At 47.1% G+C, this 9,508-nt stretch carries 6 protein-coding genes; 3 read left to right on the top strand and 3 right to left on the bottom strand.

What is annotated here, in order from left to right; genetic code table 11:
• Together ACYTXL_RS26530 and ACYTXL_RS26535 are read right to left on the bottom strand one after the other, a co-directional pair.
• A partial coding sequence (locus ACYTXL_RS26530) for a tyrosine-type recombinase/integrase (RefSeq protein ID WP_461927310.1) occupies nt 1–883 on the bottom strand: 883 nt, incomplete at its 3' end.
• 682 nt (nt 884–1,565) lie between these two features.
• Entirely contained in the window at nt 1,566–2,861 is a 1,296-nt protein-coding gene (locus ACYTXL_RS26535; protein WP_273761842.1) for an NAD(P)/FAD-dependent oxidoreductase, read from the bottom strand.
• Between the two features lie 117 nt (nt 2,862–2,978).
• Here ACYTXL_RS26535 and ACYTXL_RS26540 point away from each other — a divergent pair, with 117 nt between their 5' ends.
• Genes ACYTXL_RS26540 through ACYTXL_RS26550 form a run of 3 tightly spaced genes read left to right on the top strand, consistent with a single transcriptional unit; the run spans nt 2,979 to nt 7,783 of the window.
• Nucleotides 2,979–4,652: a hypothetical protein gene (locus ACYTXL_RS26540; RefSeq protein WP_273761843.1), complete on the top strand. Its 1,674-nt coding sequence runs from the start codon at nt 2,979–2,981 to the stop codon at nt 4,650–4,652.
• A 3-nt stretch (nt 4,653–4,655) separates the two neighbouring features.
• Nucleotides 4,656–5,981, top strand: coding sequence for a radical SAM/SPASM domain-containing protein (locus ACYTXL_RS26545; protein ID WP_273761844.1), 1,326 nt, complete (start codon nt 4,656–4,658; stop codon nt 5,979–5,981).
• Nucleotides 5,982–5,986: 5 nt separating this feature from the next.
• A complete protein-coding gene (locus tag ACYTXL_RS26550; RefSeq protein WP_273761845.1) occupies nt 5,987–7,783 on the top strand; it encodes a ferritin-like domain-containing protein in 1,797 nt (598 codons plus the stop codon).
• Between the two features lie 230 nt (nt 7,784–8,013).
• Here ACYTXL_RS26550 and ACYTXL_RS26555 read toward each other — a convergent pair whose 3' ends face one another.
• Nucleotides 8,014–9,429 carry a P-loop NTPase family protein gene (locus ACYTXL_RS26555; RefSeq protein WP_461927311.1) on the bottom strand — a complete coding sequence of 472 codons (1,416 nt, stop codon included), beginning with the start codon at nt 9,427–9,429 and terminating at the stop codon, nt 8,014–8,016.
• Between the last annotated feature and the right edge of the window lie 79 nt (nt 9,430–9,508).

Below are 9,508 nucleotides of genomic sequence, written 5' to 3' on the forward strand. Positions count from 1 at the left end.
CGCGGTAGTTGCCATTGTTCAGATCCAATACTGTGGTAATCGCACTGTGGCGGACACGATGCGGTGACATCTTCTTAGTAATTCCAGCTTGTTTGCAAAGCCCATCCACCAGTCGCCTGATTGCCTCCCCGGTTAATCTCGCTCCATTCTTGTGATAAGCCAGCACTGTAAAAAGCGGGTCATTACCACGTTTTTTCTTACTGGCTTTTATCCAAAAGGAGATCGCATCAACCGTTCTGTCCGATAGGTCAAGAATTTCTTTCTGGCTACCCTTGCCTTTACCCAGGATTGCAAGAGTTTTCTCCAAGGCGTTAAAGTCACGCACATTTAGATTGACTATCTCCTGACGACGCAAGGCATTATCCCAAAGTAACCGCATAATGGCATAATCGCGCTTGCCCTTAAGGGTAGTGCGGTCAACCAACGCTATGACTAAAGCATAGTCCTCGGCTGGAATGCCCATTGTGTCCCGGTAGGTTTCAACCTTTTCACCTTTGACATCATCCAGGGAGAAATTGCAGACTCCCAGCCGTCGCCCCATCTCAACCATTGACTTGATAGCACTAAGGCGACGATTCACCGTAGCTTCAGCCAGTTTTTTCTTAATCAGGTGTGCCTTGTACTTGAGAACCACCGCGACAGCATGACGTTGTTCCAGGTGAAGAAACTCTAAAACCAAATCCCGGCTGGGTTCTTTCTTAACGACAAACAGGAAGAAATCTTTTAGGTCTTTTTGGTATTCGCGCTTGGTATTCAGAGATCGCTTATCACCAATCAACTGCTGGATAACGTCGGGGTCATTTTCTAGAGAAAAGTCCTCCCCGATCGCCAACATCAGCGAGTTTTCTAGAACAGTAATGTTTTCGGGGTGGATCGGTGTCATTGTCTTGGACAGGGTAGGCGGGTTAATGCTATTTCAACATCTTAGTTGAAGAGAGGTGTTTATTACTCTAAGTGGTGCGAAAAGCGCTATTGTCGCACTATGTCCTAGCGCACCAGGGAGTGGGGTTTGAGGAGTTATTGTCAGTTTATTGACAATTATTGAGGGCGATGAAGAGAAATTTCCTGAATTGAAAGTGTAATGGCTGACTAGTTGACTAAGTGATTATCCGGTAGACGAATAGAGCGTTGACTATAGCGAATACCATTTCTGTGGGGGTCAGGGTGTTCTGGTTTGTGCCTACAATAGCGATATCAGTCTAGATATCAAACAAGATATCGCCATGCCCTTGATAGCAGTGCTGATATCGATAGCAATGCTTCTATAAAACAGCTGCTTGAGCGGGTATCGGAACTAGAATCGCGCCTGGAGTCACGCCCTGCTAGTGAATTGGAGCAAGAACTAACTGCTTCTTGAGCGATCGCCTAGAGCAACTAGAGTCGGCGTATAACCAACTGATTCTGTACCTCAATAGCAAAAGTAAACCAAGGCAATCATCGTCACGTCAATTCGACATGAAGCGGGAAGTAGTGCCGAACCTTATGTGAAAGGAACGTTGTTAGCTATTCGCTTTTTCGTGAGTTCTTTCGTAGGATTGAAACGGGGTCTTGATAGCATTATGGAATTATAGGTCTGCGGTTGAGAGAATGTTTCGTTCTAGACACCAGCGAATTAAGTAGAGCGCTTCTGTCTGACTTAATGGCTGCCCGCGCAATTGCTCGATTAAGCTGGCAGTCGCTCGTGGCTCGGTGCAAAACTCCCGCATAGTCAACAGGTCAAAGTTACCCAGCCTGCGAACTAGAGCGCCATCGGGCAGGGCGATCGCTTCTGTGTATTTAATCAGCCCATTGATGTAAAGTCCTGTCATCTTGGTTTGCCCAGTGTAATAAACAGTCGATGGCAGCGAAGCATTACTAAAAGAGGATTGTGTTGGGTTAGTAGGTGGAGGTTGATTAACAGATAAGAAGGAATCGATATTAGATAGATGTCGGAGCCTTTCTGCACTTACCAGTTCGCGGTAATACTGTGTGGCGTAATCTCGCTCTGCTGGTGAGTCTCGCCAAGTACGAACCACAGCAGCAGCAGCCAAGGTACTCGATAGTGCAAAACGGATTCCCTGTCCGGCAATCGGGCTGTATGCCAGTGCGGCATCTCCCACAGCCAGCCTGCGGTCTTGAATAGGTTCTTCTGCCCACTGGGGAGAGACTGGTCGTCGCCCCAGTAAGTGTAGTTGCGTTGAGGGAAGACACAAACTTTCTCTCATTATGTCTTGAACCTGCTCATAACTAGTATGGTACGAACTGACAACACCAACTGTCATCGTATCCTGCAGGCCAAGACGATAAGCCCATCCTCCTGAAAATTGGACTATCCGCCCGCGCAATAAATTCTCATTTACCGAAGTACTAAAAATTTGGGCCATCTCCCTTTGATGTCGTTTGATAGGTCGTGACCACAGTGCTGAACGTCCTGTGGCGTCAATAGCTGCGGCAAATCGTTGTTCTACGCCACCTACCATTACACGCACCGATTCTTTTTCGACAACAAGCGGTGCAATTGTATTGCTAGATACTACGGTTGCACCTTGCTGAATCACCATAGCGATCGCTGCTTGAGCTAGTAAGGATCTTTCAATATGTATATATCTTCCGGGTCTAATTACAGATTCGTTACCTTGCCAAGCGTTTTCAAATCCTTCTACCCAGAAACCGCCTGCCATCTGCAAAGCTGGTGTCAACTCAAGGGCATCGAATAGCCGCAAGGCTGACTCAGGAATTGCCTCAACGCCTTTGATGTGAGGCAGTCCACGACTCAGCAGTAAAGGGCGGAAGCCGCAACTGAGCAACCGCATCGCCACGGCGGCGGCGGCCAACCCTGTTCCTGCGATCGCTATATTGTTTTGCCAATTACTGCTATTCACAAGCTGAAACTCAACACTGAAAAAATAGTTAATACAATTTATATTAAGTATTTAATAAAATTCAGGGAATGTACGATAGCCTCGGTTGTATCCAAGTATTTATCATGGGAGGTTTGTGTGCAGCCTCGATTGCTTGAAGTATTCTTCTATCCACCAATGGCTATTGGTCGCTTAGGTGGCAGTAATATCCCGTTAGAGAGTTTCACCTGGCAGGAAGACCCCACCTTACATGGTGCAGCTAAAACAATTATTGAGCCAGCAATTAGTCTGGAAATTCAACCTGATGGCTCAATCCGCCCTTATCTACCAAGCATTATTCACTTTAAGGATCAAAACCTCTTTCGTCCAGTCGCGCCATTTTTCGAGTTATGGGCGCGAGTCCAAAATTCAGATAGCTCAATCGTTGAGCTTCCCCTAACAAACAAACTTCTTCAAGAATTAGCAGTACCCCTTGATGCTGTTTCTTACGTGGTAGAGGCGGCAAATTTAAAAGCAGCAAGGCGCACTGGAGATTCTACCTGTGGTTTTAGTGCCAGGGTTGAGGTTCGCGCTAGTGATTCTCAACCTTACCCACTTTTGGCAACCAGTCCACGGGGAGTAGGCTCGGAACCCTTAGTTTTGCCCGATAAGCCGATACCTCTGGGGCACATTCAAGTGATTCGCCCTGTGGATGCTGTGGAGATGGGGGTAGACTTGGGTGTACTCCGCATTCGGTTTACACCTGCTTACGGCCATGTCTACGGGCCACCAACGGCTACCACAGCCCCTGCTCCCGGAACCAGACGCATACATGAAATCGTTTTAGAACAAAATCGGATTCTGAATCCTAATTCCTCATGGCTCAATTACAATTCTGATTTCACACGTTATCACAATCCCGACCCCTATGATACCTATGATGGGGCTGATGTAGATTCTCCTGTAACCAGCGATCGCTCTTGGGGTGTTGTGGATGATACCTGTGATGGCATAATTACAGCTTTTGTTGTAGTGGGTGGTGAGCGGTTTAGGGCAGTGGCTCGGTTCTTTTCAGGGCCGCCGGACTTTGCTCCTGACCGCCGTCCTTTCCTAACCTTAGCTGATGACTTAGCTGACCGCGATTTGCCTGTTCCAGCGTTAGATGACGAACAGCTGACTACCTCAGAAATTGCTGATCTTTTCCAACGTGTGTTCGAGACATTAAGTTTGCTAAATTTGGATGCCAACCGCTCGCGGGCATTAAATGAAAATGCAGGCAGTACTATACCTAAAACTGTTGCAGAATTGCCACCCCGCACTGATTTTAGTAGCATGACTTCCGTTGACAAGCCTTATGCAGATAAGGTGCCAGATTTAATTAGTCAACCTGTAGCGCGTGACCACTTACCTTACTCAGCAGTTGCTGCCAGCGTTCATGCGTCTTTAACAGATGTGGAAGCCCTGACCGATTTTCTGCGTACCTTTGGTGTACGGGTCGAGTATTTGTTGCGTCCCCCCTACGGCGTGGTGGCAGAACTGGGCGAACAGCCACCAGAAACACCCGAACCCCGTCATCGAGATGTCCGTATCGAGCGCGATCGCGTCCATGATATGCGTATGCCTCCTTACATGCGTGACTCGGATGCTACGGCGTTATCTCTGACTAGGCGGCAGTATAACCAGATTTTAGGGTTTGTGGACAAGCTTCGCACCCAAGTCCCAACTGAATTGGCCCTTACCTCTAACCAAGTTGCTCCAGTTGCCACAGTAGCTACACCAGTTCGCCAGCACGTAGCCAGAGTTATAGCTCGTCGTTCCGAATCACAGGATTAATATATGCAATCTACTTTTGCAAACTCTGATTTGGCGGTTGCTGAGAGTCCCCAACCTTGGTTTCACTTGATAGCAGGTGATAAACCATTGGTATTTTTGATGGGAAACTCCCAACTTTTTGAAGTTAGCCCAGATTTTTTTGCAGACGTGTCTAATGGCAATCCAGAAGCGATCGCCGAACTACGTGCTACTGTACCGTCTGCTCAAGCAGCAGTTAGTCCTTGGCACGCTGATAGAGAGCCAACTGCCATATCTCTAAATCTGGCACAATCTTGTAACTTAGCGTGTAGCTATTGTTATGCGGATGAAGGGCGCTTTGGGGGAAAGCAACGTTTAATGTCAGTGGAAGTTGCTTTGAAGACAATCGAGCGACTGATTGAGCAAACCCAAGGACGACGAGTCACCATCGGCTTTATTGGCGGTGAGCCATTTCTCAATCGCCCCACCCTATACCAAAGTGTGGAATATGCGAATGAACTGGCTGCTCGTCGCGGGATCTCTGTAGGCTTCTCCGTGACCACTAATGGTACTCTACTCAATCAGTCAGACATTGAACTCCTGCGGGACAATGCTTTTGCTGTGTCGGTGAGTATTGATGGCGGTGCAACGATTCACGATTTACACCGCAGTAACCATCGTGGTACAGGCAGCTTTGCCACAGTTGTAGATAGCCTGCGTCCCCTACTCAACAATCCAGGTCGAGCCAAGATAGCAGCACGTTCTACAGTAACTCGTGATGATCTGCGGGTGTTGGAACGGGTTGAGGCTTTGAGTGCGATCGGGTTTCAAGAAATTGGCGTTAGCCCTTTGAAGACATCTCCTGACCCGAAGTTGGCTTTTACCTCAGAGGACTGGTCAATTTTTCTGCAAGAAATGATTCGGGTAGCTGAAGCTGAATGGCAAGAAGTGTTGAGAGGTAAGGAGTTTCGCTTTTCTAATTTAGCGATCGCCCTGCGGGAAATTCACCGGGGTTCCTGTCGTCCATTGCCATGTGGCGCCGCAGACAATTATGTATCTGTGAGTGCTGATGGTAATTACTTTACCTGCCACCGTACCATCGACCAAGACCGCTTTGCCTTGGGAACATTTGCTGATGGGCCTTCTCAAGTAGCCCGCGAAAAATTTTTGCAAGCGCGATCGGTTGACCGCCAAGAACCTTGTCGTTCTTGTTGGGCACGTTACCTGTGCGGTGGCGGCTGCCATGCTGAAGTCATTGCATCTGGCCGTCATGGTTGCGATTATATCCGCGGCTGGCTGGATTACTGCTTACGTTATTACGATCGCGCTTTATCTGAACGTCCTGAGATTTTTGATCGCCCACACACATAACCATTATGAGTGAGAAAATTTTTCCCCGTAACTTGACAGCAAGAGCTGACAGGCAAGTGGTTGGCAATCCAGCCACCACACGCTTAGAAAGCGGTGTTGGCAACTGCTATCCTGGGTTGGAATTTGACCAGCGCAATCTTGACCGCCGCTTTTTTGCTGGGCTAGTTTTTGAGTTTGTTTCTGAAAGCGATAATCCCAATCCCGATGCTTCGCGTGGTGGTGCCCTATTGCTTGGTCTGGAACTGAGCGATCCTGAGTTGAACCCGGCTTTCCATGCTGGCAATCCAGAGCTAATTGCAGCTGCGACACAACTACGTACAGCACTCGGTGGAGAATCAGGCAACACCTTATCTACAGGTAGATGGTATCTCGATTCTCTGGAACAGGGAGGAAAACAGATATCCCTGTTTCAAATAGGTGAAGATGACAAAAAAGTAGTACCGTTAGATGGTCTAATAGTTTGGCGTTTAGTGCGTTCTTTGGAACCAGGTTTAGTTAAAATCAAACTCTGGCGACGCGATGCACCCAGTGATAGCAACCCTCCAGCGACGAGTGAAATTGAACTGAGCGGCTGGCGTCGGGTGTTTGTCGATTCTCAAAGCGGCGTTATTGGGCAAGTCTATCAAGCTGGAGAATTAACCCAGAGCCTTTGTTCTCCCTGGCAACATGACTTTCGTGACTGTGCTTGCTTCTACTGGGCTTCTAACCACCCAGATATAGTTCTAGGCGAAGATACTCTAGGTGAATCTACGCTTCCTTCCGGTGCTTCAGCCGACCCAGAACGGGCAAATACACCTATTGATTGGCTTAGGAGCGATCGCTCTCTAGCTAGTCGTGCAGGCGCTCTGGGAAATCCCCGCGAAAACCGCCCATTCCAGATGGATCACTATGAAATTAGCCAACGCTGGCAAGAACTGGCTGTTGTGCTAAGAGGCAAAGAAATCTCTCAGATATATCGAGCGCCAACAGCAGACACTGCTAATCCATATAAAAGTCCAGAGGTGCTGGCAGCGAAATTGTATGATTTAGCTGGTTTAGAACACGTCTTGTGTCTAGAGTACCTCTATGCTCTTTACTCCCTAGTGGCACCTGAGGAGGTAGATGTTAACACCTGGCCTACACTCCGGGATGACCTAACTTTCGTTAGTCACGAGTTGCTGTTGGTGGCTGTGAGCGAAATGCGTCATTTGCGGTGGGTGAATCAGTTGCTCTGGGAACTCGACCATACAGGACTAACTAAAAAAGCTTATGGCCCAGCCTTGGAGGTTGCAGAGCGCATCCCTGTAGGTAACGGTCATACCCGTCCCCGCCAACTCCGTCCTTTAAATAGAAAGACTTTGGCTGATTTCATCGCTGTGGAAGCTCCTAGCGGTGGTATCGATGGTCAATATGCACGGGTGGTAGCGACTCTTCGCCAACCCCAATACCCAAACAGTCTATATCAGTTAGCCGGGCGGATTATTGCTGATGGGGTAGAGCATTTTAGCAAGTTCAGCGAAATTGAAACAGTGCTGCGTGCTTATCAAGGTGCGCCGCAAGGTAATGGCACCAAACCGCCATATCTGAGAAATGTCACACCAGCACCTAGTGACAATCCAGATGCCAAGCAAGCTCTTGATGCCTATCAGCGACTTCTCAATTACTTAGAAGCAGCTTACAAGAAGGGAGACATGGAAGACGCCAACAATATTGTCTTTGCACGTCAGGAAATGATCAACTTACAAGTGATCGCTCAAAAGCTGGCAACTCAGGGATTTGGCATCCCGTTTTTCGACGCTCACCTCAATGAAGTAGATGATTGAAGAAGGTAGAAGGCAGGAGGCTCAGTTGGCAGAAGGTTTCATTTAGAATGTCACAGTCGATAACTGCTCCTCTGGCAATCTCTGCCGTGGTTGTCCGCGATGCCGTAACTATGCCGTAGGCTACGACCTATACAGGGGATGGATTGCCGTGATTGCTGCCGTATGCCGTAGACATGGATAAAAGCCAGTTTTACATAGCTCCTGCTCACTACGGCATCACGGCAGGACTTTCACCAATCAGGCAGGGAATAGCTATCATTGCCGTCATAATTTATCTTATCCCTCTCAACTAATTCAGCTAACCCATCAATTAATTCTGACTCGGAATAACCAGATAACCTGTCAGCTTTCTTAAAATCACGTAATGTTTTTGGCGTTTTAGACTTCACATTATGGAAGTATTCATAAATCTTGTTAGCCACCTCAGATAATGGCTTTGGATGTACATTCTGAGCAGCATTTAAATTAAATTCCAGGTCAAATACTCTATCTAGATATTCCTGCTCCGAAGCAATTGGCTTGACTTGATTAGATAAAAGGGGCATTAATGCCACAACAAAACCCCCAACGGAAGCAATCATAACTGGACGCAAGTTTTGATAAGAGACTGCTTTAATATCCAAGTATTTAGATTTGATTTGCTCCCGCTCTTGCTTACCTGGAATAATGTCACCTCTATTTAAAATCAATTCCAGTACCCCATAAGATTCTTGTTCCCTTCCATTCTTGATATACCTGTTACCTAACAGCAATAAATTGAGACAGAGACGAGTTTGAGCATCCATCTTTTCAATACCCAAAGCCGCCAAATTAAAAGACTGTAGGGAGGCAATAAACTTAGTATTAAACTCTCTACCAATCAGTAAAACATCAAGTAATTTACCTCCGTAATTCCAATCAGAGTAAAGCTTGCTTAATTGGTCAGCAATGACTAACCAATCATCGAGAATTAGAATCAATGGCGGTAAGGATTCGCGCTGTGATTCTGGTAGCTGTTTACGCTGTTTGTAGTCGGTGTAAAAGTTGTCAATTACCTCTTTGGCTAGGTCTGGGTTTTCCTGATCAAAGACAATTACCCTTTCTTTCTCTCGTAAACCGCAAAAACTATCATTCTTAGCACTAATTACCCAGATATCAGCATTAGGTGAATCCGCCAAGATTTTCTGAATTAAGTAATTGAGCGTTACTGATTTACCGCTTCCTGGTGCGGCGACTAAAGCAGTGGAACTATCGGCTCTGGCTAGGGCTTGCAAAGTATTTAGGGCAAGAGCTTCTGATGGGTCAAGGCTATGGGCAGTATTCTGTTGTAATGTCTGCTGTTCAGAGCCAGTTACTTTATCGTCACCCCTGGCGATATCCTGCATTGATTGCCCTGGTAATGCTGCGGCTGGCTGCCCCGTTACCTGTTGCAGTTGCACCCGTGCCTCTGCCTCTGCCCTTAATCTCACTTGTTCCTGAAAGATGGCTAACTCTTGCGGTGTCATTTTTGACAACTGCGCTTCTCTTACCCGTCTATTCTCCGTCCATTGGTGGAATTCGTAATCTAGTTGGGCGCTATATGCTTCCTTATGGAGCCTTAACCCTGACCAAAGTTTAGAAATTAACCAATTGCTACGAATTTCTTCCCTAACTGTAACGACCTGCAATACTAATCGCTCAAACCTGCAATCAAGACATTTTCAAACCAGGATTATTTGCAACTATAATTACCCTTCAGCCAGGATT

Source organism: Nostoc sp., from assembly GCF_054880495.1.

What these genes read in the sequence shown, in the direction of transcription:
- ACYTXL_RS26545 (WP_273761844.1), top strand. Translation starts at nt 4,656, where the DNA reads ATGCAATCTACTTTTGCAAACTCTGATTTGGCGGTTGCTGAGAGTCCC.
- ACYTXL_RS26550 (WP_273761845.1), top strand. Translation starts at nt 5,987, where the DNA reads ATGAGTGAGAAAATTTTTCCCCGTAACTTGACAGCAAGAGCTGACAGG.